Genomic DNA, 26,079 nt, shown 5'->3' on the forward strand with positions numbered 1-26,079 from the left:
CAAATATCCAGGCCAAATGGATATAACCCGATAAAGCCATACTTCCCACAAGAAAGCCGACCGCGCCCCATAGCATAGGCCTTTTTCCGGCGCTTCTGGCACCCATATAAAGATAGGATTGTGTAAGGCCCCATTCCCTATCCATGAAACTTAATGATTAAGGCCAGCGGCGGCGAAGCCGTCCGTCTGGGCCGAATTGTTATGCCTAAATACAACCAGCGCGTTTTTGTTGACCAGCAACATACTCAGGGAAACTAGACGCACCTTCTGGCACGGCCACGTTGGCATCGGGGTTTCTAGTAATATTTTTCTGATATGCCTCCAGACTTTTTTCATAAGGCCCGCATTCTTCTTTATGCTCTCCAAGGAAATAGTATGCGAACCCCAAATTCAGATACGCATTAGTGAGCGCATCATATTCTCCTGTCTTTACATAGTACGCGATACCTTTTTCGAAATACCGCTTTGATATTTCGAGCCTATTATCAAAAGTTGCTTCTTTATCCATAAATCCGTTTTCTCGGTAGAACTTCTCCCATTTTCCAATTGAATCAGATCTAAAGAAGAATCCGTATGTCACATTAGCTCTGCCAAGACAGGAATAGTCATTGGAGTCAATGCATATTTCAATAGCTTCCCGTATCAGCCTCTCTGCGGGGAGAGGCCTTTCTTGATTGTTGAACAATTCAGCGGCCCAACCTAATTTTTCTCTGGGGTCACTGGTTTCTGGAACCAGCATGGCAGCGCACCCGTGTAGCAACACGCTCAATATCGCAAACCCGGTGATTCTTATCATGCTTCCCTCTTTAGGCATATCGAAAACGAAGAGTATTGAAGGTAGCTACTGGTATCCATTTATTTTTAAGCATCGCATTTCTCAGGCCGCAACGAAATGCATAATCCATTCTTCCAAGATCCATGAGCGCGCTATAGCGGTCATTCGTAATTTTTGTAATATCAATATCGTTTGGCAACACTGTTAAATTTAAAACAGCTTCATCTAAGATTACTATCGGCTTTTCCAAAACGAGGAAAGCATTAACCATAACAATCTCAATCGCAGTCTCATTAGCCCCCCTAATATTTCTTAGGCCGCAAACGCTCGAATTAACATGCTATTTTTACACAGAGCAAAGCGGCGTGTAAAAATGGTCAATGTTGAATGAATAGTTATGTGTTTTTACCTGTATGTTATTCATTGTGCATTATTCCCTAATAGATATTCAGACTGATCCAACCTATCGTGCATAAGAGGCTCGATCCATGTCAACCACTTCAACCGTTATTACCGAAACAGGGAGCTCCAGCGTTTTTACTCCTGAAAGAATGACCTGGCTCATACGATTTCGGTTGTCTTCATCGCGCCCCGAACAAATCCTTGCCTGTATATGAATATAAGGATCAGTGCCATCAGCATAGGTATGCACACCAAACGCATACGCCCGGGTTTTAATTTGACTTAACTTATATAACCCACTGTCGACAATAGCATCACGTGCAGTTTTTAAGACCGTAGTGATATCAACATCTTTCATCGCCTGTTCCGGATACTCAATTATGATATGCGGCATTTCCTACCTCCTATTTATTCATTTTTTTACACATAACGTTGTACACCAGCCGAGTGATCTAGCACCACTTTCGTGGACACTTTATGCGCACAGCTTTTCATATTTCTCCGGCGATTGGTAGTCAATCCCCGAGTGCAGGCGCTCTCGATTGTAGAACTCTATATATTCAACGATATGTGCGACGGCATCAATGTCATTCTCAAACAGCCGGTGGTGTACCAGCTCGGCTTTAAGGGTATGGAAGAAGGATTCCGCCGTTGCATTGTCGAGTGGATTGCCTTTACGACTCATGCTTCGCGTCATACCCGCCGATTCTACCAGCGCACGATATTCATGGGCCGCATACTCGATGCCTTGATCCGAGTGGAAGATACATCCTGCCTCCGGTGTGCAACGTGACAAGGCCATGCGTAAGGCGCTTTTGGTCAACTCTGCGTTCCGCTTCCGACTAAACGACCAGCCCACGACCTTGCGGCTAAACAGATCCAGCACCACAGCATGGTAGAGCCATCCAGATCGGGTTTTGATGTGGGTAAAGTCCCCCACCCACTGCACACCCGGTGCCTCGGGTCTCGGCTCCTGTTTTAACCGGTTGCCCGTGCAGGAGTAAAACATATGCTGACCGGGTCGCCAGGCATACAGGCCTGTCGTGGAAGCCTTGATACCCAGCTCACGCATCAGGCGGTTGATTCGCCTTCGACTGCATGGATAGTCTTTATTGATCAGCTCCTGGTGCAGTCTGGCGGCACCATAACTGCGCCGGAATCCCTGGTGCAGCTCCCTGATGAGCGACATGAGTTTTTTGTCGTACTGGCGGTGCTGACTCTCCGGACGTGACTGCCACGCATAGAAGCCGCTGGGGGAGACACCCAGCAAGTCGCATAGCCTTGTGACCTTATATTGGCCTCGGTTCTTCTCGATAAAGGCGAACTTCACCGCCTTGCTTTCTCGAAGAACCGCCGCGCTTTTTTTAACAGGTCCAGCTCCTCCGTGCGAAGTCCCAGCGTTTTCTCCAGTTCCCGAATCCGCTTGTTGGCCTTGATCAGTTCGTCGTCCTTGGCTTTGGCCGGATCTGTACGTGTCTTACGCCGTTTCAGCGATGACTTGGGCGGTTTCATATGCCTGTTCTCTCGTAACTCACCATTTTTGTGCTCCATTCGCCACCGGTAGAGCATGACAACATGGATGCCGAGGCCTTCTGCTATATCTTTGGCTGTAACGCTTGGGTGATTCGCTAACTTAACGGCTTGTTGTTTGAATGCAAGGGTGTATCGGTCGTAGTTACGCTTCTTCGTCTGTCCCATTTCCGGGCCTCTCTAGTAAAACAGTGGGTGACTGTCTACTAAAGTGGTGCTAGTTCAGCTGGCTAACCCAGAGCGACGAGGAACGAGGAGCGGCGGGTTAGCCAGTCCGGGTTGACGGGATGGTTAGACGCCTTTTCTCGCAGCCTCAAGATTTTGATCATTCTCAACGAGCCACTTCTCTAGCTTCTCATACTCAGCTGGCCAGACATTGTTGTATTCTTCTTCAAACACGCGCATAAACTCCAATGTCAATTCTCCCAGGTTGGAGGCATACAACTCAGCCCACCTGTTTTCAAAAACCGTTTCATATTCTTTCTCGTTTACAAACGAGTAACCAAAGCAGACGCCTTCATAATTTGGGTGGGCGCTTTCACAAAGATCTGCGTAAATTTCGAAAATCCCGGGATATTTCTTCTCGCACCATTTTTCAAGTATTGTGTGTGTAACATTAATTGCGTTGAGTTTTGTAGTCTTATTCTTTGACCCCAACATTAACTGTGATGTCATGTCAGAAAAAGCATTGAATTCTTCTTTTCCCTCCAGTACGGCTTTCATTTTCTGGTTTAAATAGATAAGAATACCAAGCGTCTCAATGGTGCTACGGAGCAGGATTCTTGCACCAAGAATATGCCCGGTATTTGAAAGAACCACCATTTGGTTCAATAGGTCAGTTACACGCCAAAACGTGAGTTCTCGCAAAACAATGCTGCGATATGTGGCCTTCCATTTATGTGCTGCTGGATTTCGGGAAATCAACCCACCAAGGTCTATCTTCTTACAGAGATAAGAATTCCAAACCTCCAATACTTTAGCCACATTTTCCATATTGCAATTACTGTGCATCAGGCATCTAACGTCCAGCGCCAGGGGCGGTGCGCTGTTTGCACCGTCCCAGCCGCGAAGCGGCTAACTGGGCGCTGTTGTTATACCGTAACAGCACGCGCTCTAAGGACATGGCCACGCTTCGGCAAACGCTTGACGAACTGCCTGCCAATCAGCCCAATGAAGGTTTTCTGGATGTGCCTCCGCCCATTTTATAAATACCTGCTTCATTTGAGTGTAACTAATGGCTAGATCCATCCCATTAGGTTTCGTTGGTGGGCAGCTCATTAGTTCTTTTTTCCCGTAATCGTTCGTTGTCCGCCCATCATAAAACCCGGCTATATACCCAGAGCAATACGAACTGTCTCTAACACCTTTACAATGACTTAGGAGTGTTTCTGCTGATCCTGCCGCAATAGTATTTAAAGGCACCATCATTCCGATAAGCAGCATCATTGGTACTCGTGACATTGAATTCTTCCTGTATCTATTAAGCGGCATAACGTTTAAGGCCAGTGGCGGCGAAGCCGTCCAACTGGGCCGCATTGTTATGAGCTTTCCGATTCATAATTCAATATGCGCTTTGTTATTAGTGGTTGCGGGTCGTCATTTCCAATAGTATTTATGGTGTCCAGCTTTTTATCGAGAGCTACCGATGCGAACGCTAGTGATAGCCTAAAATCGAGAGGCGCACCAGAAATATCGTACTCCTCACTAGCTTTCTCAGACACATCTTTATATATGGGGAAATCCTTCAACGGTGAGCATAATTCACGAACGCGATCTTTATGAGCCCCTGAAGTTAAATCGCAACCCGATACCTCATGAGCAAAGTTGTTCCTAATTCTTCTAACGAGGTGTAGTGTTCTTGAAAGCTGACTATCGATTAAGCCCAGCCTAAAACAAAGGTTAATTTTAGAACTATAGGTCGACAATGGAGAGTCGCCATCTAGAAGCTCATCTTTACCTGTTGGGCACGGAGTAAGATATCTCTCCAATATTTGGTATAGCAGTAAATCTAGTTTCGCAGCACCCAGCACCACGGCAGCCCTATCAGATTCTGCCATGAATTCTTCAAAGAAAGATTTCCAGTTTTCCTTCCCTAAGTGATGGCTCTTATTTTTACTCATATCCATTCCCGCTCATAACGTTTAAGCCCAGCTGCAGCCTGCGAAGCTGGCTGTCAGCTGGGGAACATGGTTAGGCATTCTTACCTCAGCGCTGATTGTGGTGACCATGAATTAGCATCCTGCTCTGCTTTCTTATAGTCTTCTGTAGATAATGTCTGTTTGCAGTACTTAACTGTACCCGCAGCTTGTTCCTTGACTCTACCATGCTTGGAATATTTCAATGCTCTTATTGCCCACATACAGCCTTTAACCATATCTGCTTGGCCTAACTGGCCAGATCCGTACATTTGACCTAAATTGAACATTGACTCAGCCCAGCCCAACTCCGCAGCACGTAAGTACAATGCATAACCCTTTTGCCTGTCTTTGGGGACACCTAAGCCTAGATCATGAAGGTAGCCGAGATTATTAGTTGCTAATGCATGATTTTGTTTTGCGGCTTTTTCGTACCAAATTATTGCTTCTTCATATTGCTTGTCTGCCTGGTACCCACTTCCTAAGCTATTCTGCGCTTCTGCATGACCTGCCTCCGCGGCTTTCCGGTACCATTTCTTGGCCTCATTTCCATCACTACGAACACCCTTACCATAATCGTAAGCAGCACCCAGCTTAAATTGGGCTTCTGTATCCCCCGATTCGGCTTTTGCGATAAGCTTTTGTACTTCAGGGTCTGGCTGCGTTTGTTGTGAAGCACAACCAATCAAAAGCCCCCCAAGGATTAGCATTCCAATAAAGTACTGCGGTACTACTCTCTGCATATTATTCCCCATTTAGCATGAATGCCTAACGGCCTGCACCAGCGGCGCCGCGCTGTTTGCGGCGTCCGAGCCGCAAAGCGGCGAACTGGGTGCGGTGGTTATGTGGCATATGCAGCAGGAATACCATAAAGCACCGCCCCAGAGGAAAACACAAGAAAAAATACGACAGACCCCCAATGTTTTAGTTTAAAAAATACGATTTGCCCAATTGCCCTAAACAACCAAAACAGTGCGATAAGAACAAGGAGGCTATGGCCCAATGCTGATTCCATTAACTCCTTAGTATGTAACAGAGAGATATAGCCAAATATGACGAATGTGAAAATAAGGCTTACGTTCATAACCTGCATTATTGCCCTATTTAAAAAAGACAATGTCCTAAGGTCTTCCCCCCAATTAAAGATACGCCAAAACATGAGATGGAAAATTACGAAACCGAAACTATAGATACCGCCGGCCTTAATTAGTGCATCCATCACTCAGTGTCCTTGCCACATAACGGTGTAACTCAGCTGCACGTGCGAAGCACGTGTCTGCTGTAGTGCGTTGTTCTACGGCAACCCTCTGAAGTATCAGTTTCCGCTGATCATAAAATGCGGACTGACCGGATGAACACTTAGGTAAGCGAAGGCAGAAAGCGCTGTCTTTTCCAAGCACGCTTGAAACGCAGCGCTTTCTGCCTTCGCTTAATATCATGTTTTTTTCATCCTGTCTGTCCGCTTTTTCTGTTCAGCTTTATAAGAAATTTCGGTTTGACCGCTAGAACTATAGTTAGACGGCGTATGCCGTATATCCGGAAACACGCGGCGCGGGCCATATAGCTCCCCCAGTCGGGTGGCTATACGGCGATTGCCGTCTATCATGACTTTTTTGCGCAAAATGAAATCCCCCTAACCTACTGTTACTTTTATACAAATTAACGGCAGGTTTCAAGCGGTAATAGTAGACGGCGTGCGCCGTGATATCGGGAATTTGGGTGGATAGGCGGCGTGTGCCGTCTAATACGTCCATTTTTTGTTGCAAACGCGGCGCTGCAACTCCGTGATAACCCTGTGTAAAGCGGACAACGCCTGTATCCGGAATGCTGCTGTATGGATCAACAGTAGCTACCTGAAGGCGCGTTACTGTCTAGTCCACTGCCGCCCAGATATACCAGCTCGCCACCGTCCGGTATGGGCGCCAGGCTTCCGCCAGTTCAATGTAGGTATCGTGCGGGACATCCTCCCCCAACCCCCAATGCACCCGCATGGACTTCCTTAACGCAAGATCCCCCACCGGCAACACATCCATCCGGCCCAGTGAAAACATTAACAACATCTCGGCGGTCCATTGCCCGATACCGGGCAGGTCCATCAGTCGTTCTGCCACGCGTTCATCATCCAGTGTATCGAGACCATGCAGGTCCAGTTCGTCCTGGCGCACGCGGCGTGCGATTTCGCGGATGTAACGTATCTTCGCGCCGCTCAGGCCGCAACGTCGCAGGGTGGTTTCGCGTACGCGGTAAAAATGTTGGGGATGAAACACGTCACTGTCAAAGTGTTTGAGCAGGCGGCCTTCGATGCTGCGCGCGGCCTTGACGGAGAGTTGCTGGTTGACGATGGCCCACACCAGGGTGTGGAAGCGCGGGTGTGGGTCGCGTTGCAGGGTGCAGGGGCCGTGCTGTTCGATCATGCGGGCGAGGACCGGGTCAGTTTTTGCCAGGTAGCGTTCGGCCTGGCGCAGTGCTTTTTTCACGTGTGGCCCAGGCCCATGGTGACGACGGCGTAGGTAACGATGGCCATGCCGGCGGCGGCGATGGCGGCCTGGCGTTTCCAGCCGAACAGTAACAGCATGACCACCACGGTCCAGCCGATCAGCAGGGGCCAGTACTGGACTTCGCCGCTCATGCGCCCTGCTCGCCCTGTTCCAGGAGTTGAATGAGGTCGTCTTCGGACAACACCGGCACGCCGAGTTTTTCGGCCTTGGCGAGTTTGGAGCCGGCTTTTTCTCCGGCGATGACGGCGCTGGTTTTGGCGGATACGCTGCCGGCCACTTTGGCGCCCAGTGCCTGCAGGCGTGCCTTGGCGTCGTTGCGGGTCAGGGTGGCGAGTGTGCCGGTGAGTACGTAGGTGTTGCCTTGCAGGGGTTGGGCGGCGGCGACTTCCTGGGGTGGCCAGGTGATGCCGGCATCAAGAAGCTTGTCGATCACGTCGCGGTTATGGGTTTGCTGGAAGAACTTGACGATGTGGCCGGCGACGACGGGGCCGATGTCGGGGATGGCTTCGAGTTGTTCCTGTGTAGCCTTGGCGAGCCGTTCGAGGTCGGCGCGGGTGCGCTTTTTGTCTGACAGTTTGGTATCGCTGGCGCCGAAGGCGCTGGCCAGTGCGCGCGCGGTGACTTCGCCCACTTCGCGGATGCCCAGCGCAAACAGGAAGCGTTCCAGCGTGGTGTGTTTGCTGTCTTGCAGTGCCTTGATGAGGTTGTCGGCGGATTTTTTGCCCATGCGTTCCAGGCCGGCCAGGGTATCGACATCCAGGCTATACAGGTCGGCGACGTCGTTGACGAGTTTTTCATCGACCAGTTGTTCGACCAGTTTGTCGCCGAGGCCTTCGATGTCCATGGCGCGCCGCGAGGCGAAGTGTTTGATGGCTTCCTTGCGCTGCGCTTCGCAGTACAGGCCGCCGGTGCAGCGCGCGATGGCTTCGCCTTCCACGCGTTCGATGTCGGAGCCGCACACCGGGCATTTTGTCGGCATAACGAAGGGTCTGGCGTTTTTGGGTCGGCGGTCTTTGACCACTGACACGACTTCGGGAATGACGTCGCCGGCGCGGCGCACGATCACCCAGTCGCCGATATGGACGTCCTTGCGGCGGATTTCGTCTTCGTTGTGCAGGGTGGCGTTGGTGACGGTGACGCCGCCGACAAACACCGGTTCCAGCCGCGCCACCGGGGTGATGGCGCCGGTGCGCCCGACCTGCACGTCGATGTCGAGCACGCGGGTGAGTTCTTCCTGCGCGGGGAATTTACGTGCGATGGCCCAGCGCGGGGCGCGGGCGACGAAGCCGAGGCGTTGTTGTTCGTCAATGCTGTCGACCTTGAACACCACGCCGTCGATGTCGAACGGCAGGCTGTCGCGTCGTTTTTCCATTTTTTTGTAGTACTGGATGCAACCGTCGAGGCCGCGCACGGTGGTAACGCCTTTGTACACGCGCAGGCCCCAGTCGCGCAGGCGCGCAAGGATGGCGCTGTGGCGGTCGGGCAGTTTGCCGTTTTCTACCAGGCCGATGCCGTAGCAGTACATTTCAAGCGGGCGTTGTGCGGTGACTCTGGGGTCGAGCTGGCGCAGTGAACCGGCGGCGGCGTTGCGCGGGTTGACGAAGGGTTTGTGGCCTTCGGCTTGCTGGCGTTTGTTAAGTTGGTGAAAGCCTTCCAGTGGCATGACGACTTCGCCGCGCACTTCCAGGCGTTTGGGATAGTCTTTACCCATTAATCGTAACGGGATGGATTCTATGGTGCGCACGTTCTGGGTGACGTCTTCGCCGGTGCTGCCGTCGCCGCGGGTGGCGCCGCGCACCAGCATGCCGTCTTCGTAGAGCAGGCTGATGGCGAGGCCGTCGAGCTTGGGTTCGGCAGCGTATTCGACAGTGTCGATCTCCAGCCGTTCGCGCACGCGGCGGTCGAACTCGGCCAGTTCTTCGTCGCTGAAGGCGTTGTCCAGTGACAGCATGGGGACTTCGTGGCGCACTTCGCCGAAGCCTTCCAGCGGTTGTGCGCCGACGCGCTGGGTGGGGGAATCGGGGGTGATCAGTTCCGGGTGTTCGGTTTCGAGTTGTTGCAGTTCGCGCAGCAGGCGGTCGTACTCGGCGTCGGGGATCTCCGGGCTGTCGAGGACGTAGTAGCGGTAGTTGTGGTAGCGGATCTGTTCGCGCAGTTTTTCGACGCGTTGTTTGACGTTCAAGGCCGGTCCCGTCGGAGTCAGGATGCCGCGACGCGTGAGCGCGCCTGCGCCTCGGCCAGTTGTTCGCGCACCAGCATCAGTCCCTGGTGGGTGAGTAACTGGTGGTTCTCGTCGCGCAGTTCACCGGCCAGTTCCACGGCGAGGCGTTCGGCGGTGTTGACGAAGTCGTCGAACGCGTCCAGCGCACCGATGGCGCAGGGTAATTGCAAAAACAGGCTCACGCCCGGTGTGGTGAAGGCGGGCATGTCGCGCGGGAAGGTGCCGGGTTTGACCAGGTTGGCGATGCCGAATACGGCGATGTCGTGACCGCCCTGCTCCACGTGGCGTTCGAAGATGCCTTTTTTACCGTGCACCAGGTCGTTGTTGGCGAAGGCCTTGAGCAGTTTTTCGCCCTGGAACGGATCGCCGTCTTCGGCAATCACCGAAATCACCAGTACGCGATTATTGAAGTCACGGGTTGTCTGTTGCGGGGCTTCGGCTTCCAGCGGGTCGTGCCAGTCGGGGTCGCCGCCCGGGTTTGCTACCAGCTGTTCCATGCGCGCCAGTTCGTCGGCCACGTCCAGGTCTGTGTCCACGTTACCGCTCATCGACGGCGCGGTGCGTCGGGTTTTGCGTTTGGCGGGACGCTGCTGGAGGCGGGTCCAGAGATACACGCCGGCGATAAAGGCGGCGCCGGTCAGTAGCAGGATGACGCGTAGATCATCCATATCCGTCTAGACCGCCGCGAGTTGCACGGCCTCATCGACATCCACGGACACCAGGCGCGAGACGCCCGGTTCGTGCATGGTGACGCCGGTGAGCTGGTTGGCAAGATCCATGGTGATCTTGTTGTGGGTGATGAACACGAACTGCACGCGTTCGGACATTTCCTGCACCATGCTGCAGAAGCGGGCGACGTTGGCGTCATCGAGCGGTGCATCGACCTCGTCGAGCATGCAGAACGGTGACGGGTTGAGTTCGAAGATGGAGAACACCAGCGCCACGGCGGTGAGTGCCTTTTCGCCACCGGACAGCAGGTGGATGGTGCTGTTGCGCTTGCCCGGGGGACGCGCCATGACGGTCACGCCAGTGTCGAGCAGGTCTTCGCCGGTCAGTTCCAGGTAGGCGTGGCCGCCGCCGAACAGGCGCGGGAACATGGCCTGCAAACCGCTGTTGACCTTGTCGAAGGTCTCCTTGAAGCGGGTACGCGTCTCGCGGTCGATCTTGCGGATGGCGTTTTCCAGTGTATCCAGTGCCGAGGTGACGTCCAGGTGCTGGGCGTCGAGGTATTGCTTGCGCTCGGACTGCTCTTCGTATTCCTCGATGGCGGCGAGGTTGATGGGGCCCAGCCGGGCGATACGGTTGGCCAGTGATTCGGCCTCGGTTTCCCAGGCTTCCAGGGTGGCATCTTCGGCCATTTCTTCGGCCAGCTGCGCCAGCTCGAAACCGCTTTCGGCGATCTGCTCCAGCAGCGTCTCGCCGCGCACCTTGATCTCCTGCCAATGCAGTTTTTCCTGGCCCAGGCGGTCGCGCAATTGTTCGGCCTGCTGTTCTTCGCGGTGACGCTTCTGTTCGTCTTCGCGCAGCTTGTGCTCGACGGCTTCCAGTTTGCGGCGCCGGTCGGCGAGTTCGGTTTCGACTTCGTGGCGCTGTTTGAGGCTGACTTCGAGTTCTTCTTCCAGCTGCTTCAGTGGCGCTTCGCCGTCGGCCAGTGACTGGCGCAGTTCTTCGCGGCGCTGTTGCAGGTGACCCTGCTGGCCGCGCATGCGTTCCAGGTTCTGGCGAGTGGTTTCCTGCTCGGTGTGCATGGACTGGTATTTGAGTTCCAGTTCGTGCGCCTGGTCGCGGTCGCGCTGGGCTTCGCTGCGCGCTTGTTCGAGGGCCTGGCGCAACTGGTCGCGCTGCGCGGAGCGCTGTTCGCGTTCGTCGGCCAGGGTATCGATGGTGGACAGGGCTTCGTGCAGGCGGGCGCGGGCTTCGTCGGCGGCCTTGGTGTCTTCGCTCAACTGGCTGGCGATTTCGCCGGCTTCCTGTTGCAGCGCTTCGTTGCGTTTGTGGATCTGTTCGAGACGGGTGCGGCGCGCATCGAACTGGGCGCGTGCATCGCTGAAATCACGGTGCGCGCGGTTGGCCTCGACCTGCATTTCCTCGCGCTGCGCCTCGGCGGTCTGGAGTTCGCCGCGACCGCTTTCGAGGGCGCTTTCGAGGCTGGCTATCAGTTGTTGTTTTTCTTTAAGTTGTCCCTGTAACGCATTGATTTCTTTCTCACGTTCCAGTACGCCGGACTTGCCGTCGGCATCGCGCGCGACGCGCAGCCAGCCGGGGCCGACCCAGATACCGTCGCGGGTCACCACGGATTCGTGCGCGGCCAGGCGCGGGCGCATCTGCAAGGCTTCGTTGAGGCTGTCGGCGGCGTAGACACCGGCCAGCAGACCGTTAAGCGACCAGGGGGCGCGGACTTTCTGTGTCAGCGGGGTACCGGCGCTGGCGCTTTCTTCGGCGACATTCGCACGGGTGTCGACCAATGACAGCGTGCCTTGCTTGATGTCGGCCAACGTGTCGGACACGGCATCGCTGCCATCGACGCACACAGCCTCAAGGTAAAAGCCCAGCGCGGTTTCCACGGCGCGTTCCCAGCCGCTGTCCACGTCGAGTTGTTTGGCGAGGCGCGGGGCATCGTCCAGGCCCTGTGCTTCCAGCCAGTGTTTGATCTCGCCTTCGTTCTCGCCCAGCGCGGCTTGCTGCAAGGCCTGCAGGGACGACAGGCGACCACGAATGTCCTGCTGCTCGCCCTGCGCCTGGTTGAGTTCACGCTGCTGGTTACGCGTGCTCTCGCGCAGTTCGTCGATGCGCGCCCGCAGGGTTTCGAGCTGACCCTGCAAGGCGGTCGCCACTTGCTGGCGTTCGGTGGCCTGGTTTTCCAGTTCGGTGATTTCGGCTTCCAGCGCGGCGCTGTCGAGTTGCTTCTGTTCCTGCTCGATGCGCTCGCGGCGCTGTGCCAGCTGGTTGAGGTGACGCTCCAGGTGATCGATGCGGGTGCGTTCGACCTGCGCGGTCTGGGTGATTTCATTGGCGCGGGTGTTGAACGTGTCCCACTCGCTCTGCCAGGTCTGCATGGCCTGCTCGGCCGCCTCGCGTTTGGCGCGCGATGCGTCGGCACGGGTCCGTGCCTGCTCGCGGGCCGGGGTGTTCTCGGCCAGTTCTTTCGCCAGTTGCTCCAGGCGCTGGCTGTCGACCTTGATGTGCGCCTGTACTTCGTTCCACGCCTGCTCGGTTTTCTCCAGCTCTTCCTGCTGGGTCTGGCGGGTTTCCTTGCCGTGCTGAATGGCCTGTTCGATGCGCGCCACTTCGGCGCCCAGCTCGTAGAAGCGGCCCTGCACTTCATTGAAGCGGTCGGTGGCCTCGACATGCGCGTCGCGACCTGTCTCCAGCCCGGCTTCGACCGCACGCAATGCGGCCATGACAGCCTCCAGCGCGGTCTCGTTTTCCTGGATGCGCTTGCGGCGGTCGGCACTTTCTTCGTGCAGCGACTGGTAACGCAGCGTCAGCAGCTCGGCCTTGACCCGGCGTTCCTGCTCGCGCAGATCCTTGAAGCGTTCAGCGCTGCGCGCCTGGCGTTTCAGCTTTTCAAGTTGTTTCTCAATTTCATCACGTAAGTCATCGAGACGTGAGAGGTTTTCCTTGGTGTGCCTGATGCGATTTTCGGTTTCGCGGCGGCGCTCCTTGTATTTGGAGATGCCGGCGGCCTCTTCCAGGAAGTTGCGCAGGTCTTCCGGTTTGGCCTCGATCAGGCGCGAAATGGTGCCCTGCTCGATGATGGAATAACTGCGCGGCCCGAGACCGGTGCCGAGGAAAATGTCGGTAATGTCGCGGCGTCGGCAACGGGTGCCGTTCAGGAAGTACGCCGACTGCCCGTCGCGCGTGACCTGGCGACGCAGGGAGATTTCATTGTAGTTGGCATACTGGCCGCCCAGCGCGCCGTCCGCGTTGTCGAATACCAGCTCGACCGAGGCCTGCGCCACCGGCTTGCGCGCCGTGGAGCCGTTGAAGATGACGTCGGCCATGGAGTCGCCACGCAGGTGCTTGGCCGAGCTTTCGCCCATGACCCAGCGCACCGCGTCGATGACGTTGGATTTGCCGCACCCGTTCGGCCCTACCACACCCGTCAGCTCGGACGGAAAGTGCACGGTAGTGGGGTCGACGAAAGATTTAAAACCGGAGAGTTTAAGCTTGCTCAGTCGCATGGCCGAACTGTACCGATACCGGCTATGTCTGACAAGGTTGACATGACACCAAAACACCCCTCGTCATGCCGGCGCAGCATTCCCGTCATTGCGAGCGTAGCGAAGCAATCTCCCACAGCCTCGCACCCGATCAAACAGATTGCTTCGCTGCGCTCGCAATGACGGGCCCGGGATTTCGTGTTGTTTCGACATTAAAATGCCAACTCCCTGTTCCCTTGATACTTGTGTTGTTTGGCGTATATCCGGGATAAGCGGATAGAAGGGCCCCGTCAGGCTGGCGCCAGACAATCAGCGACGGAACTGCAAGCGGCGAGGCACCTGATTCCAGGCACCCGTACGACCATAGAAGCTGAGAATGCGTTTACTGGTGAGCACAGTCGCTGAATAGTCCTCGACCTGAATGGCTTCAGTTTTCTCGCCAGCCTCGCGGCGGATACTCTGCCAACCGCCGGCAATGACGCCATAAGCTACAAAGCGCTGATTGGTCACAATAACAGCTACCGCATTACCGGTCTCATGGGCTTCAATGTGTTCCTTCGCCTTCAGTTTCACACTCTCGAAAGTGCCTGACCGGGTATTGGAGGCTATAACCTCGCTGCTTTCGATGACCAGAAATAAAACCCGTTCTACTTCGTCGGCCTGTACTACCGCCACTGGTAACAGGCATAACAACAGGGACAACATTCTGGATTTCACAATGATTCACCAGTGTATGTGGAGAATTGGGTGGACCAGTGGCCACCCGGGTTGGTTCCTTGAATACCCGGAACACAAGGATTTAACGGGCTGCACCCATGGCCTGAACATGTCGCTGGAAAGCAATGCCCTGCCCCCCCTGACACTTGTGTTGCTTGAACCGCATACTGTATCTTGCGCGCATGTCTACACAGCCCAGCAAAGCACTCGAAACCTTCGACAATCCGCACCCTCAGCGCGATTACACCATCCGTATCCGCATGCCGGAATTCACCTGCCTGTGCCCGAAGACCGGTCAGCCGGATTTCGCCGAGCTGGAGCTGGAGTATGTGCCGCACGAGTACTGCGTGGAACTGAAATCGCTGAAGATGTATATCTGGTCGTTCCGCGACGAGGGCGCTTTCCACGAGGACGTGACCAACCAGATCCTCGACAAGCTGGTGTCGGTCTGTAATCCGCGTTTCATGCGCCTGACGGCCGACTTCAACGTGCGCGGCGGGGTTTACACCACCATCGTCGCCGAACACCGCGACCCGGTCTGGAAAGCGCCGGAGCGGGTCGAGCTGCCCTGAGCCCCCATGAGCACCCGGCAGGCCTTCATCGGGATTGATGTCGGCACCTCCGGCATGCGTGCCTGCGCGATCGATGCGCATGATGCAGTACTCGCCTCCGTAACCACGCCCCTGCCTGCGCCCGAACGCGGCACCGCCGACAAGAGTGTGCAACAGGACCCTGCCCTCTGGTGGCAGGCGCTGTGCGACGCGCTGGACAAGCTGGCGGCTTCCCTGCGCAATACACAGGTGGTGCGGATTGCGCTCGACGGCACCTCCTCCACGCTGCTGCTGTGCAAGCCGGACGGCACACCGCTCACCCCGGCACTGATGTATAACGACGCGCGCGCGCTACAGGCGGCCGAACGGGTCAGCGCCGTGGCCCCGCAACACAGTGCCGCGCGTGGCGCCAGCGCCAGCCTGGCCAAGTACCTGTACCTGCGTGATCAACTCGACAGCCCCGACAGCGCAGCCATCCCCCTTCACCAGGCCGACTGGCTGACCGGAAAACTCAGCGGGCAATTCCGCTACAGCGACGAGAACAACGCGCTGAAACTCGGCTACGACCCGGTCGCGCGACAATGGTCCGAATGGTTGGCGGATGTCGGGGTAGATCTAACCGCCTTGCCGGAAATCGTCGCGCCGGGCACCCCTGTCGGCGCACTGTCTGATGAACTGGCCACGCGCTGGCACTGGCCCGGCGCACAACTGGTCGCCGGCACCACCGACAGTACTGCCGGTTTCCTCGCCACCGGCGCAACACAGGTGGGTACCGGCGTCACTTCACTGGGCAGCACACTGGTGGTGAAAGTATTGTCCAACCAGCCGGTGTTCGACGCCGACCATGGCATCTACAGTCACCGCCTCGGTGACCGCTGGCTGGCCGGCGGCGCCTCAAACGCCGGGGGTGCCGTGCTGAAACCGTTTTTCAATCACTGCGACATCAACCGTTACAGTCGCCTGCTCGACCCTGACCATCCCACCGGCCTCGACTACTACCCGTTACCCGCGCCCGGCGAACGCTTCCCGATTGCCGACCCGGCACTGGCGCCACGACTGACCCCTCGCCCGGCATCTGAGCGGGAATTTTTCCAGGCCATCCTCGAAGGCCTGGCGAATATCGAAGCTGAGGGCTATCGACTGCTCCGCGCGTGCGGCGCACCTGTAGTGAAGCAGGTTCTGACGGTAGGGGGTGGCGCGCATAACAGGCGTTGGGAGAAACTGCGCGCAAAGAAACTGGGGGTGCCGGTTTCACAGGCACTGCACAGCGAAGCGGCGTTTGGCGCCGCGAGGCTGGCGCGGGATGGGGGGGAGTTCAGCGCTTCTGCAAACCCTCCTCCCGAACCCACATCACCGTCGCCCCCGCCACCGCCGCCGGCATGACAACAAAGTTCACCACCGGAATCATCGTGGCAACCATCACCAGCCCACCGAAGCTCCATGCCAGTAAGGGCCGCTTGCGTAACCGCGCCCGTTGATCGGCGAAAAACAGCCGGTGATTGCCCATCGGGTAATCGATGTACTGCACTGTCATCATCCACGCGCCGAATAACACCCACAGCACCGTCGCCGGTACATTCACCAGCGGAATCCACAGCAGGATAAACAGCGGGATGGCACGCAGCAGGTAGTACAGCAGCTTGCGCAGTTCCGAAAAGGTCGCCGGCAGTATGTCGCGCACCACGTCACGCCAGTTCGACGCGAAAGCCTTGCCGGTCAGGTGCGCTTCCACCGCCTCGGCCAATAACCCGTTGAAGGGCGCACCAATGAGGTTGGCGACGACTGAAAAGCTGTAGAAGATCACCACCAGGCTGGTTGTCCAGAACAGCGGTACGATAAAGAAACTCAACCACTGCAACCACGATGGCAGGCGCGACAACATCCATTGCGTTGTACCGTCGACCCAGTGGTAGGCCCAGGCAATAAGGCCACCGAACAGCAATAGATTGATGAGCAGCGGAATGATGACGAAGCGGCGCAGTTTCGGGCGCGTTAACAGGGCCGCGCCCTGCAGCAGGTAACGTGGGCCGTTGAGAAGGTCTTTCATTATTTTTTCAGGTGTCCGGCAATGCGTTCGACACCGAGCTTTAAATTATCCATACCCGTTGTATAGGCGAAACGTACGTGCTGCTTCACCTGCCAGTCGCCGAAGTCGATACCGGGGGTGATGGCGACACCGGCCTGCTCCAGCACATCATGTGTAAAGACAAAGCTGTCGTCCGTCAGGCGTTCGCAGTTGGCGTACAGGTAAAAGGCGCCTTCCGGCTGCACGGGGATATCGAAGCCCAGCGCGGTCAGCGCCGGCAACAGGTAATCACGGCGCTGCTGAAATGCCTGCCGGCGTGATTCGATGATGGCTTGCGCGTCATCCTCGTACGCTGCCAGTGCGGCGTACTGGGCCAGGGTCGGCGCGGCGAGGAACAGGTTTTGCGCCAATGCATCGAGGGCGTCGATGTGGGCCTCGGGTGCCACCAGCCAGCCAAGCCGCCAGCCGGTCATGCCCTGGTACTTGGAAAAGCTGTTGATCACGAATACGTCATCGCCCAGTGCCAGCGCGGAACGCGGACGCTCACCGTAGGTCAGCCCCTGGTAGATTTCATCGACAATGAGGCTGCCACCGCGTTGGCGTACGGCGTGATACAGGGCCTCGAGCCGATCCGGCGCGATCACGGTACCGGTCGGGTTGGACGGGCTGGCGATCATGGCGCAACAGGTATTGTCGGCCCAGTGTTTTTCAATGCTGGCGGCGTCGAGCTGGTAGTGCTGATCGGCGCTAACCGGCACACGCACCGGCCGGGCGTCGAACAGGCGCACGAAGTTGCTGTTACAGGGGTAGCCCGGGTCGGCCATCAGCACATCGCTGCCGGGATCGACCAGCAGCGCCAGCAATAGTTGCAGGGCGCCGGAGGCACCGGGCGTGACAAGGATGCGGCGCGGATCGATATCCAGGCCATCATGTTTGCGGTAATCGCGGGCAATGGCCTCGCGCAGTTGGCGCAGGCCCACGGCCGGGGTGTAATGGGTGCGGCCTTCCTGCAGGGCGCGGATGCCGGCATCGATAATCGGCTGCGGGGTGGAGAAGTCCGGCTCGCCGATCTCCATGTGTACAATGCTGCGCCCCTGCGCTTCCAGCTCGCGCGCCCGCGCCAGCAGCGCCATCACATGAAACGGCGTGATGAATTCAATGCGCCGCGCGGTCACTCAGCTTGCCTCTCCCCGGGTGGCCGCGTGCAGTCTGTGGAGACACTCGACGTCGATGCAGGGTTTGTCGCACGGTTCGCCGGAAAGCACTGTCATGGGCGCATCCGGCTCACCGAGCGTATCCACCACCAGTACCGCACCGGTGAAATCGTGGTCACGGGTATAATCGTTGGTTGTGATCAGGGTTTCCAGTCCGGCATCGCGCGCCGCACGCAGACCGTTCGCGGAATCCTCCAGCGCCAGGCATTCATCCGGACTTACGTCCATGGCCTGCATGGCGTAATGGTAGATATCCGGCGCAGGTTTCTTGGCCGGCACCACGGCACCGGCGGCAATCACCTCAAACCAGCCGATGGCCTCGTGCGAGATACTGTGCTGTAACAAGGCGGTCACATTGGCCGGGGTGGTGGTGGTGGCAATGCCCAGCCTCAGCCCTGCCGCACGCGCTTCCTCGATCAGGCGTAATACGCCCGGGCGCAGCGGCAGGTCACCGGCCGCCATGGTGCGGGTGTAGATGTCGGTCTTGGCGGCATGCAGGCCAGCCACGTATTCATCGAGCTTCAGTGGCGGCTCGAAATCCTGCCGGTGTGTCGCCAGGTAGTGCTTGATGCGCTCTTTGCCGCCGGTGACCGCCAGTAATTCAGCATACAAGGCCGGTGACCACTCCCAGTCCAGACCCGCCTGCCTGAATGCCTTGTTAAAAGACTGACGATGGATTTCTTCCGTATCCGCCAGTGTTCCATCAACATCGAACAGCAAGGTTGTTAACCGACCCATAAAATTATCCTGCCCACCAAATCCGTCTAGCGTACCGCACTGGTGAAACCCGCAACAAGCCTCATTGACCCGACACTTTTAACCGATTCATGCTTGACTCCGTCGATGCACAGCCGGAAACTACGCCACTTGGTCGGCCGGGGGCAGAATACTTGCCACGGGTACGGGTTTCTGATATAGAGCACCGCTTGTTTTAATTTGGAGAAGTTGCATGGCTGCCAAGAAAAAGGCTGCGAAGGCGAAAGCGAAGAAAAAGGTTGCGGCAAAGAAGACAGTAACGAAGAAGAAAGTCGCCGCCAAAAAGGCACCGGCAAAGAAAAAGGCACCAGCGAAGAAAAAAGCTGTCGCCAGGAAAACCGTTGCGAAGAAAAAACCCGCCAGCAAAAAAGCTGCCGCTAAAAAAGCGCCGGTAAAGAAAAAGGTCGCGGCGAAGAAAGTCGCTGCGAAGAAAGTCGCTGCGAAGAAAGTCGCTGCGAAGAAAGCCCCTGCGAAGAAAGTAGCTACAAAGAAAACGTCTGCCAAGAAAGCTGCCGCAAAGGCACCGGTAGAAGTACTCACACCGAGAGCAAAGGCGCCGAAAAAGAAATCAGCGCACAGGCCAGCACCTGCCCCGCTCTCCGCCAATGCCGGCCCTGTACCCGGTATCGCGCCCTATATCGAAAAGAAGGGCGAGGAATACATGAGCGAAGGACAGGTCGCGCACTTCCGTAAAATTCTTAATGCATGGAAGCATGACCTGATGGAAGAAGTGGACCGCACGGTCCATCACATGCAGGACGAAGCCGCCAACTTCCCCGATCCGAATGACCGCGCCACGCAGGAATCAGAGTTCAGCATGGAGCTGCGCGCCCGCGATCGCGAACGCAAGCTGATCAAAAAGATCGATGAAGCGCTGATGAACCTGGAAAACGATGAATACGGTTACTGCGAAGCCTGCGGTATCGAAATCGGTATCCGCCGCCTCGAGGCGCGCCCGACCGCCACGCTTTGCATCGACTGCAAGACGCTGGACGAAATCCGGGAAAAACAACGCGGCTAAAAAATTCCCTGCTGCCGGGCAGCAGGGATAACCCTTCGCTCTCGACCAGCCGGTCGTCCACCGGGTTATCCGGCAAGCGTACCGGGTGATCCAGGGTATCTCCGTGCAGACTTTTTCGTCTGCTGACAAGGCCGGCTCTGGCCAAGTACTATGCACTTCATGCCGGACACCCCCTACATTGGCCGTTTTGCACCCTCACCTACCGGACCGCTGCATTTCGGCTCGCTGGTCGCTGCACTGGGCAGTTATCTTGATGCGCGCGCACAGGGCGGGCGCTGGCTGGTACGCATGGAAGACCTCGACCCGCCACGTGAAATGCCGGACGCGGCAGAGGACATCCTGCAAACGCTGGAAGACTTTGCGTTGCGGCATGACGGCGCGGTGATGTACCAGAGTCAGCGGCATGCCGCTTACCAGGCCACGCTTGAACAACTGATTGAACAGGGCATGGCTTACCCTTGCGCCTGTACGCGCCGGGAAATACGCGAGGCCGACCTGCCCGGCGGCATCTACCCGGGCACCTGCCGCAGTGGCCTGCAGGAGGGCCGCGAGGCACGCTCGGTACGCGCCCGCGTCGATAACAGCGTGATCCATTTTACGGATCGTCTGCAAGGCCCCGTGGAGGAAAACCTTGTAACGCAGGTCGGTGATTTTATCCTGCACCGCGCCGACGGTCTGTTTGCCTACCAGCTTGCCGTGGTGGTCGATGATGCAGCGCAAGGTGTAACCGATATCGTGCGCGGGGCTGACCTGCTGGATTCCACCTGCCGCCAGATATGGCTGCAACAAAAACTCGGACTGCCGACCCCCGCTTACCTGCACCTGCCGGTCGCGGTGAAGGCGGATGGCGCCAAGCTCAGCAAACAGACCTTTGCCGCACCGCTCGATCGCAACCAACCCACACGGCAACTGGCGCGTGCGTTGCGCTTCCTGGGTCACACGGTGCCTGCCGAACTGGAACAGGAATCACCGGCCAGTTTTCTGCACTGGGCCATCGGGATATGGCGCATTGACCTGCTGCCGCGGGTAGCGACGATAGAAGCACGTTGAAGCGGTACGAAGATTATCCGTACAATGACCAGACAACATTCCGTTCCAGTCTGTCCGGAGCAGCGGCCATGAAGTTTGCACAGTTTGTTTTAGTATTTTGCGGTGTACTGCTGGTCACCGGTTTACCATGCGCCGTTGCCGACACGCCCCTCCTGCTGGGCATTCACCCCTACAAGACGCCCTCCCGTCTGCTCGCCGCTTTCACACCTCTGGCTGACTACCTGTCAAAAGGACTCGGAAGACGGGTGGAAATCCGCATCAGCCCGGACTACCAGTCGCATATCCAGGCTATCGGCGAAGACCGTCTCGATATCGCCTACCTGGGACCGGCTTCGTACATTGCATTGACGGAAAAGTATGGCGAAAAACCCTTGCTGGCAAAACAGGTGATACACGGCAAGGCCACTTTTCGTGGCGCGATCATTGCCCGCAGCGACAGCACCATCCGCTCACTCGCTGAACTGAAGGGAAAACGCTTCGCCTTTGGCGACCCGGAGTCGACTATGAGCAGCCTGCTACCACGTTATATGCTGCTACAGGCCGGCATCAGACTCGAAGACCTGGCAGCCTACCGTTTCCTCGGCTCGCACAACAATGTGGCGCTCGGTGTGCTCTCCGGTGATTTCGATGCCGGGGGTGTCAAAGAGGCCGTCTACAAGAAATACCGGGCAAAAGGCCTGAAACTCGTCACTTACACACCGGAAATCGCGGAACACCTGTTCGTCGCCAGCAAGCGCATGGATCGCAGCAGGGTCAAGCGTATCGGCAACCTGCTGTTGGCTCTCGACAAGTCAGCGAATGGCCGCAAGATCATGGAAGCCATCAAGCCCGGCATGACCGCCATGGTTCGCGTGAAAGACAGCGATTATCAAACACTGCGCGACATTCTGCGCACCCTGAAACGTGCTGACGGAGATTCCGGGTGACAGAAGAGCTGTCCAGGACAAGGCGCTCGATTATCGGCTTCATCGCTGTTCTTGGCATCTTCATGGCCATTGCAGATGGCCTGATTATTTCCCAGGTTTACCAGCGCAATATCACCGAACTGGAAACCTCCGTGTCGAATGAGGCCAGGATCTTTGCCAACCTGGTGTCAGAGGACCTGACCCGCGGCGACTACAGTTCTGTCGAAAGCGCTGCGCTCAACTGGGGCTCCAGCAGTACGCACATCAGCAGTATCGACATCGTCACAGCCAACGGCTTTGAACTGGGCAGCTACAAAAAGGCTGAACACCCGGAACACTGGAAGCAGTTCAGCCAGACCATCCACTACGGTGACAATGCATCTGCATCTATCCACCTGACTGTCGACACGTCCCATATTCGCGCATATACACTGACTCTGTTAAGCCAGTTAATCGCTTTTTCCCTGGCACTCATTGTAATGCTGGGCTATGTCCTGCGACGTATTGCGCTACGCCCCCTGAATGAAGAAATCGAGGAACATCTGCGCACCGAAGAACAACTGGAAAAAAGTGCTCACAGACTGAAACTTGCCAAAAACGAACTCGAAGCCTACAGCTACACCCTGGCGCATGACCTGCGTACGCCACTCAGGGCAATTATCAGTTTTGCACAGATTATAAAAGAAGACAGTGCTGGCAAACTTGACGAAGAAGACCTCGATCACTTGAACCGTATTCACCATGCCGGCCAGCACATGAGTGCGCTGATCGATGACCTGATACAGCTCTCACGCCTTTCACAGGCGACCGTGAAACCCGCTGACTGTGATATCAGCGCAATTGCGACAGCCCTGCTCGAGCAACACCGGCAGGCGGACGCAGAACGTGAGATCACCTGCCGCGAACAACCCGGGATGCGGGTTCGCGGGGATCCGAAGCTGGTTGAACAACTACTGGGCAACCTGATAGACAACGCCTGGAAATATACTCGACATACCGCAAACCCGATGATTGAGGTCGGGATGCGCAGGCAGCGTGGCGTAAAATATTTTTATGTGCGCGACAACGGTGCCGGGTTTGATATGCAGTATGTCGACAAGCTGTTCGAGCCCTTCCAGCGACTGCATACCTCAACGGAATTTGAAGGGACGGGCATCGGCCTTGCCAGTGTCAGACGTGTCGTGCAAATGCACAATGGCGAAATCCATGCCGAAGCAGCGCCTGGTAAAGGCTGCACGATTACTTTCTCACTGGAGCCGGGTCGCTGACATCCACCCACACACCCGAAGCGCATTGATACTGCTTCCCGATTGTCCGTACAATGTGCCAAATCTGAACAACAATACAGGCTTGCCTATCCAGCCACCAGAAGGAGTTTGTGGATGTCCGAGGAAAAGGTCTACCCGGTACCCCCCGCCTTTGCTGCCAAGGCACACATTAATGAAACACAGTACCGCGACATGTACCAGCGCTCCATCGACGATCCTGACGGGTTCTGGGGTCAGCAGGCAGAAGCGTTCATCAGCTGGTACAAGCCCTGGGACAAGGTGCTCGACTGGGACTTCAACGAGCCCCGCATCGAGTGGTTTGGCGGCGCCGAGCTTAACGCCAGCTATAACTGTATCGACCGGCACCTGGATACGCGTGGCGACCAGACAGCCATTGTATGGGAGGGCGACGACCCGGCCCAGGACAAGTGCATTACCTACAACGAGCTGCACCGTGAAGTTTGCAGCTTCTCCAATGTGCTGAAAAAGCGTGGCGTCAGAAAAGGCGACCGGGTATGTATCTATATGCCGATGATCCCGGAAGCGGCCTACGCCATGCTGGCCTGCGCGCGCATCGGTGCGGTGCACTCGGTAGTGTTCGGTGGCTTCTCGGCGGAGTCGATCAAGGACCGCATTCTCGACTCGGACTGCCGTGTGGTGATTACCGCCGATGAAGGTGTTCGCGGCGGCAAGGCCGTGGCGCTCAAGGCACACACCGACAAGGCGCTGGAAGGTTGCCCGGATGTGCACACGGTGGTTGTGGTACGTCGTACCGGCGGCCACATCCAGTGGCACGAGGAACGTGACGTGTGGCTGCATGAGATCGCCGCTACCGTCGATGCAAACTGCGAGCCGGAACACATGTCCGCCGAGGATCCGCTGTTCATCCTTTATACGTCGGGCTCCACCGGCAAACCCAAGGGCGTCCTGCACACCACCGGTGGCTACCTGTTGTATGCCGCCATGACACACCAGTATGTGTTTGACTACCAGGACGGTGAAACCTACTGGTGCACCGCCGACGTTGGCTGGATTACCGGCCATACCTATATTGTGTATGGCCCGCTGGCGAATGGCGCAAAGACGCTGATGTTCGAAGGTATTCCCACCTGGCCGGATGCCTCGCGCTTCTGGCAGGTGTGCGACAAGCACCAGGTCACAACTTTTTATACTGCGCCAACCGCCATACGCGCGCTGATGCGAGAAGGCGAAGGCCCGGTCAAGAAGACCAGCCGCAGCAGCCTGCGCCTGCTTGGCACAGTCGGTGAGCCGATCAACCCGGAAGCCTGGGAATGGTACTACCATGTTGTCGGTGACGGACGCTGCCCGATTGTCGATACCTGGTGGCAGACTGAAACCGGTGGCCACATGATTACGCCCCTGCCCGGCGCAATTGCCACCAAACCCGGTTCGGCAACCGTGCCGTTTTTTGGTGTGGCGCCGGCGCTGGTCGATAACGAGGGCAAGCTGCTGGAAGGCGAGGCCGAAGGCAACCTGGTCATCACGCGCCCCTGGCCGGCCATGATGCGCACCGTGTACGGTGACCATAAACGCTTCAAGGAGACGTACTTTTCAACCTATCCCGGCATGTACTTCAGCGGTGACGGTGCGCGCCGCGACAAGGACGGCTATTACTGGATTACCGGGCGTGTTGATGACGTACTGAACGTCTCCGGGCACCGCCTGGGTACGGCGGAACTGGAAAGTGCGCTGGTGTTGCACGATGCCGTTGCCGAGGCGGCCGTGGTCGGCTACCCGCATGACATCAAGGGCCAGGGTATTTATGCCTACGTCACCCTGGTCAAGGGTATTGAACCGACTGACGCGCTCAAGACCGAACTGATCAAACTGGTTCGTAACGAAATCGGGCCTATCGCCACCATTGATGTCCTGCAGTGGGCGCCGGCATTGCCCAAAACCCGTTCCGGAAAAATCATGCGCCGCATCCTGCGCAAGATTGCCGCCAATGAAATCGATAGCCTGGGTGACACCAGCACACTCGCCGATCCGGGCGTGGTCGATGAACTGCTCGCCAACCGGGCCCATCAATGAGCCTGCTTTCATTACAACAACTTGATGTACTGCTGGTTGAACCCTCCTCTACGCAACATCGTATAATCGATGGCTACCTCACCGCGATGGGAACGCCTGCCATTCGCTGGGCCCAGGATGGTGATACCGCGCTGGCACTGATGCAGGCCAACACGCCTGACCTTGTGATCAGTACCATGCACCTGCCCGATATGACCGGCACCGATCTGGTTCTGCGCATGCGTGAGGATGACCAGTTGATTGATGTTGCCTTCATGCTGATCTCCAGCGAGACGGATATCCATTATCTGGAACCACTACGCCAGGCCGGTGTTATCGCCATCCTTCCCAAGCCCTGCACCCAGGAACAGCTTCGTACCGCCATGTACAACGCGCTGGATTTTCTGGAACCGGAACCGCTGGAACTGGAGAACATTGCTCCGGAAGAACTGAATGTACTGGTGGTTGATGACAGTTTCACATCGCGGCGCATTATTCTCAGTATGCTGGAGAAGCTCGGTGTCGAAAAAATCAGCGAAGCCGAAAACGGCAAACAGGCCATTGGCATTATCGAAAGCCAGTTCTTCGACCTGATTGTCACGGACTACAACATGCCCGAGATGGACGGAAGGGAACTCAGCACCTATATCCGCAGTGAAAGCAGCCAACAGAGCGTGCCGGTGCTGATGGTGACTTCTGAAACCGACAAGGCAAGGCTGGCCGGTGTGGAACAAAGCGGGGTTTCGGCCATTTTCGACAAACCGTTCAACGTCGATACACTGCGCAGCGCCATTCAGCGACTGCTCTCCTGACCAG

The 26,079-nt window shown here is 56.7% G+C and carries 25 protein-coding genes; 8 read left to right on the top strand and 17 right to left on the bottom strand.

Annotated features, from left to right (window positions below; genetic code table 11):
- Positions 1–205: 205 nt before the first annotated feature.
- From DFR30_RS09055 to DFR30_RS09115, 14 genes are all read right to left on the bottom strand, one after another.
- Positions 206–739, bottom strand: a complete 534-nt coding sequence (locus tag DFR30_RS09055) for a tetratricopeptide repeat protein (RefSeq protein WP_207891860.1) — start codon at positions 737–739, stop codon at positions 206–208.
- Positions 740–1,238: 499 nt separating this feature from the next.
- Positions 1,239–1,571 (bottom strand): 5-carboxymethyl-2-hydroxymuconate Delta-isomerase, encoded by a 333-nt coding sequence (locus DFR30_RS09060; protein WP_165869154.1) that lies wholly within the window; start codon positions 1,569–1,571, stop codon positions 1,239–1,241.
- A gap of 81 nt (positions 1,572–1,652) precedes the next feature.
- Complete coding sequence (locus DFR30_RS09065; protein ID WP_132972481.1) at positions 1,653–2,507, bottom strand: IS3 family transposase; 855 nt, start codon at positions 2,505–2,507, stop codon at positions 1,653–1,655.
- Complete coding sequence (locus DFR30_RS09070; protein WP_132972483.1) at positions 2,504–2,875, bottom strand: transposase; 372 nt, start codon at positions 2,873–2,875, stop codon at positions 2,504–2,506. The genes DFR30_RS09065 and DFR30_RS09070 overlap by 4 nt, the downstream gene beginning before the upstream one ends.
- A 123-nt stretch (positions 2,876–2,998) precedes the next feature.
- Entirely contained in the window at positions 2,999–3,700 is a 702-nt protein-coding gene (locus DFR30_RS09075) for a hypothetical protein (RefSeq protein ID WP_132972485.1), read from the bottom strand.
- Positions 3,701–3,820: 120 nt separating this feature from the next.
- On the bottom strand, positions 3,821–4,168 hold the full coding sequence (locus tag DFR30_RS09080; protein ID WP_132972487.1) for a Rap1a/Tai family immunity protein: 348 nt from the start codon (positions 4,166–4,168) through the stop codon (positions 3,821–3,823).
- Positions 4,169–4,245: 77 nt separating this feature from the next.
- Positions 4,246–4,827 (bottom strand): hypothetical protein, encoded by a 582-nt coding sequence (locus tag DFR30_RS09085; RefSeq protein ID WP_132972489.1) that lies wholly within the window; start codon positions 4,825–4,827, stop codon positions 4,246–4,248.
- Between the two features lie 80 nt (positions 4,828–4,907).
- Positions 4,908–5,585: a tetratricopeptide repeat protein gene (locus DFR30_RS09090; RefSeq protein ID WP_165869155.1), complete on the bottom strand. Its 678-nt coding sequence runs from the start codon at positions 5,583–5,585 to the stop codon at positions 4,908–4,910.
- Positions 5,586–6,713: 1,128 nt separating this feature from the next.
- Entirely contained in the window at positions 6,714–7,319 is a 606-nt protein-coding gene (locus tag DFR30_RS09095; protein WP_132972493.1) for a DNA-3-methyladenine glycosylase family protein, read from the bottom strand.
- Positions 7,316–7,471 carry a hypothetical protein gene (locus tag DFR30_RS14315; protein WP_165869156.1) on the bottom strand — a complete coding sequence of 52 codons (156 nt, stop codon included), beginning with the start codon at positions 7,469–7,471 and terminating at the stop codon, positions 7,316–7,318. Before DFR30_RS14315 ends, DFR30_RS09095 begins: the two co-directional genes overlap by 4 nt.
- Positions 7,468–9,522 (bottom strand): NAD-dependent DNA ligase LigA, encoded by a 2,055-nt coding sequence (gene ligA / locus DFR30_RS09100; RefSeq protein WP_132972495.1) that lies wholly within the window; start codon positions 9,520–9,522, stop codon positions 7,468–7,470. Before ligA ends, DFR30_RS14315 begins: the two co-directional genes overlap by 4 nt.
- A gap of 17 nt (positions 9,523–9,539) precedes the next feature.
- Positions 9,540–10,229, bottom strand: coding sequence for a cell division protein ZipA (zipA, locus tag DFR30_RS09105; protein ID WP_132972497.1), 690 nt, complete (start codon positions 10,227–10,229; stop codon positions 9,540–9,542).
- Positions 10,230–10,235: 6 nt separating this feature from the next.
- The gene (smc, locus tag DFR30_RS09110) at positions 10,236–13,745 is read right to left on the bottom strand and encodes a chromosome segregation protein SMC (protein WP_132972499.1); all 3,510 of its coding nucleotides are present in this window, start codon (positions 13,743–13,745) and stop codon (positions 10,236–10,238) included.
- Positions 13,746–14,033: 288 nt separating this feature from the next.
- Positions 14,034–14,441, bottom strand: a complete 408-nt coding sequence (locus DFR30_RS09115) for a hypothetical protein (RefSeq protein WP_132972501.1) — start codon at positions 14,439–14,441, stop codon at positions 14,034–14,036.
- A gap of 182 nt (positions 14,442–14,623) precedes the next feature.
- Between DFR30_RS09115 and queF the strand changes: the two genes are divergently transcribed.
- Both queF and DFR30_RS09125 read left to right on the top strand, forming a co-directional pair.
- The gene (queF, locus tag DFR30_RS09120) at positions 14,624–15,013 is read left to right on the top strand and encodes a preQ(1) synthase (RefSeq protein WP_132972503.1); all 390 of its coding nucleotides are present in this window, start codon (positions 14,624–14,626) and stop codon (positions 15,011–15,013) included.
- Between the two features lie 6 nt (positions 15,014–15,019).
- Positions 15,020–16,375, top strand: a complete 1,356-nt coding sequence (locus DFR30_RS09125; RefSeq protein WP_132972505.1) for an FGGY-family carbohydrate kinase — start codon at positions 15,020–15,022, stop codon at positions 16,373–16,375.
- Here DFR30_RS09125 and cysZ read toward each other — a convergent pair.
- From cysZ to DFR30_RS09140, 3 genes are read right to left on the bottom strand one after another with little or no spacing between them, the layout of a single operon-like run.
- Positions 16,308–17,039, bottom strand: a complete 732-nt coding sequence (gene cysZ, locus DFR30_RS09130; RefSeq protein ID WP_132972508.1) for a sulfate transporter CysZ — start codon at positions 17,037–17,039, stop codon at positions 16,308–16,310. The genes DFR30_RS09125 and cysZ overlap by 68 nt on opposite strands.
- Positions 17,039–18,193 carry a pyridoxal phosphate-dependent aminotransferase gene (locus DFR30_RS09135; RefSeq protein WP_279386901.1) on the bottom strand — a complete coding sequence of 385 codons (1,155 nt, stop codon included), beginning with the start codon at positions 18,191–18,193 and terminating at the stop codon, positions 17,039–17,041. The genes cysZ and DFR30_RS09135 overlap by 1 nt, the downstream gene beginning before the upstream one ends.
- Positions 18,194–18,970 (bottom strand): HAD family hydrolase, encoded by a 777-nt coding sequence (locus DFR30_RS09140; RefSeq protein WP_132972510.1) that lies wholly within the window; start codon positions 18,968–18,970, stop codon positions 18,194–18,196. It abuts the gene before it with no gap.
- 211 nt (positions 18,971–19,181) lie between these two features.
- On the opposite strand from DFR30_RS09140, the gene dksA reads away from it, so the two are divergent.
- The 6 genes from dksA (at position 19,182) to DFR30_RS09170 (ending at position 26,075) form a co-directional block, all read left to right on the top strand.
- Positions 19,182–20,009 carry an RNA polymerase-binding protein DksA gene (gene dksA / locus DFR30_RS14765; RefSeq protein ID WP_132972512.1) on the top strand — a complete coding sequence of 276 codons (828 nt, stop codon included), beginning with the start codon at positions 19,182–19,184 and terminating at the stop codon, positions 20,007–20,009.
- A gap of 159 nt (positions 20,010–20,168) precedes the next feature.
- Entirely contained in the window at positions 20,169–21,059 is an 891-nt protein-coding gene (gene gluQRS, locus DFR30_RS09150) for a tRNA glutamyl-Q(34) synthetase GluQRS (protein WP_132972514.1), read from the top strand.
- Positions 21,060–21,127: 68 nt separating this feature from the next.
- On the top strand, positions 21,128–21,985 hold the full coding sequence (gene phnD, locus DFR30_RS09155) for a phosphate/phosphite/phosphonate ABC transporter substrate-binding protein (RefSeq protein WP_132972516.1): 858 nt from the start codon (positions 21,128–21,130) through the stop codon (positions 21,983–21,985).
- Positions 21,982–23,232, top strand: coding sequence for a sensor histidine kinase (locus DFR30_RS09160; protein WP_132972518.1), 1,251 nt, complete (start codon positions 21,982–21,984; stop codon positions 23,230–23,232). The genes phnD and DFR30_RS09160 overlap by 4 nt, the downstream gene beginning before the upstream one ends.
- Before the next feature lie 114 nt (positions 23,233–23,346).
- On the top strand, positions 23,347–25,284 hold the full coding sequence (gene acs, locus DFR30_RS09165) for an acetate--CoA ligase (protein WP_132972520.1): 1,938 nt from the start codon (positions 23,347–23,349) through the stop codon (positions 25,282–25,284).
- Positions 25,281–26,075, top strand: coding sequence for a response regulator transcription factor (locus DFR30_RS09170; protein WP_132972522.1), 795 nt, complete (start codon positions 25,281–25,283; stop codon positions 26,073–26,075). The genes acs and DFR30_RS09170 overlap by 4 nt, the downstream gene beginning before the upstream one ends.
- Positions 26,076–26,079 lie beyond the last annotated feature (4 nt).

This window comes from Thiogranum longum (assembly GCF_004339085.1).
GTDB lineage: Bacteria > Pseudomonadota > Gammaproteobacteria > DSM-19610 > DSM-19610 > Thiogranum > Thiogranum longum.

What these genes read in the sequence shown, in the direction of transcription:
- zipA (WP_132972497.1), bottom strand. Translation starts at nt 10,229, where the DNA reads ATGGATGATCTACGCGTCATCCTGCTACTGACCGGCGCCGCCTTTATC.
- smc (WP_132972499.1), bottom strand. Translation starts at nt 13,745, where the DNA reads ATGCGACTGAGCAAGCTTAAACTCTCCGGTTTTAAATCTTTCGTCGAC.
- DFR30_RS09075 (WP_132972485.1), bottom strand. Translation starts at nt 3,700, where the DNA reads ATGGAAAATGTGGCTAAAGTATTGGAGGTTTGGAATTCTTATCTCTGT.
- DFR30_RS14315 (WP_165869156.1), bottom strand. Translation starts at nt 7,471, where the DNA reads ATGAGCGGCGAAGTCCAGTACTGGCCCCTGCTGATCGGCTGGACCGTG.
- DFR30_RS09090 (WP_165869155.1), bottom strand. Translation starts at nt 5,585, where the DNA reads ATGCAGAGAGTAGTACCGCAGTACTTTATTGGAATGCTAATCCTTGGG.
- DFR30_RS09055 (WP_207891860.1), bottom strand. Translation starts at nt 739, where the DNA reads ATGCTGGTTCCAGAAACCAGTGACCCCAGAGAAAAATTAGGTTGGGCC.
- gluQRS (WP_132972514.1), top strand. Translation starts at nt 20,169, where the DNA reads ATGCCGGACACCCCCTACATTGGCCGTTTTGCACCCTCACCTACCGGA.
- acs (WP_132972520.1), top strand. Translation starts at nt 23,347, where the DNA reads ATGTCCGAGGAAAAGGTCTACCCGGTACCCCCCGCCTTTGCTGCCAAG.
- DFR30_RS09125 (WP_132972505.1), top strand. Translation starts at nt 15,020, where the DNA reads ATGAGCACCCGGCAGGCCTTCATCGGGATTGATGTCGGCACCTCCGGC.
- DFR30_RS09060 (WP_165869154.1), bottom strand. Translation starts at nt 1,571, where the DNA reads ATGCCGCATATCATAATTGAGTATCCGGAACAGGCGATGAAAGATGTT.
- DFR30_RS09085 (WP_132972489.1), bottom strand. Translation starts at nt 4,827, where the DNA reads ATGAGTAAAAATAAGAGCCATCACTTAGGGAAGGAAAACTGGAAATCT.
- phnD (WP_132972516.1), top strand. Translation starts at nt 21,128, where the DNA reads ATGAAGTTTGCACAGTTTGTTTTAGTATTTTGCGGTGTACTGCTGGTC.
- DFR30_RS09140 (WP_132972510.1), bottom strand. Translation starts at nt 18,970, where the DNA reads ATGGGTCGGTTAACAACCTTGCTGTTCGATGTTGATGGAACACTGGCG.
- DFR30_RS09080 (WP_132972487.1), bottom strand. Translation starts at nt 4,168, where the DNA reads ATGTCACGAGTACCAATGATGCTGCTTATCGGAATGATGGTGCCTTTA.
- queF (WP_132972503.1), top strand. Translation starts at nt 14,624, where the DNA reads ATGTCTACACAGCCCAGCAAAGCACTCGAAACCTTCGACAATCCGCAC.
- cysZ (WP_132972508.1), bottom strand. Translation starts at nt 17,039, where the DNA reads ATGAAAGACCTTCTCAACGGCCCACGTTACCTGCTGCAGGGCGCGGCC.
- DFR30_RS09170 (WP_132972522.1), top strand. Translation starts at nt 25,281, where the DNA reads ATGAGCCTGCTTTCATTACAACAACTTGATGTACTGCTGGTTGAACCC.
- DFR30_RS09070 (WP_132972483.1), bottom strand. Translation starts at nt 2,875, where the DNA reads ATGGGACAGACGAAGAAGCGTAACTACGACCGATACACCCTTGCATTC.
- dksA (WP_132972512.1), top strand. Translation starts at nt 19,182, where the DNA reads ATGGCTGCCAAGAAAAAGGCTGCGAAGGCGAAAGCGAAGAAAAAGGTT.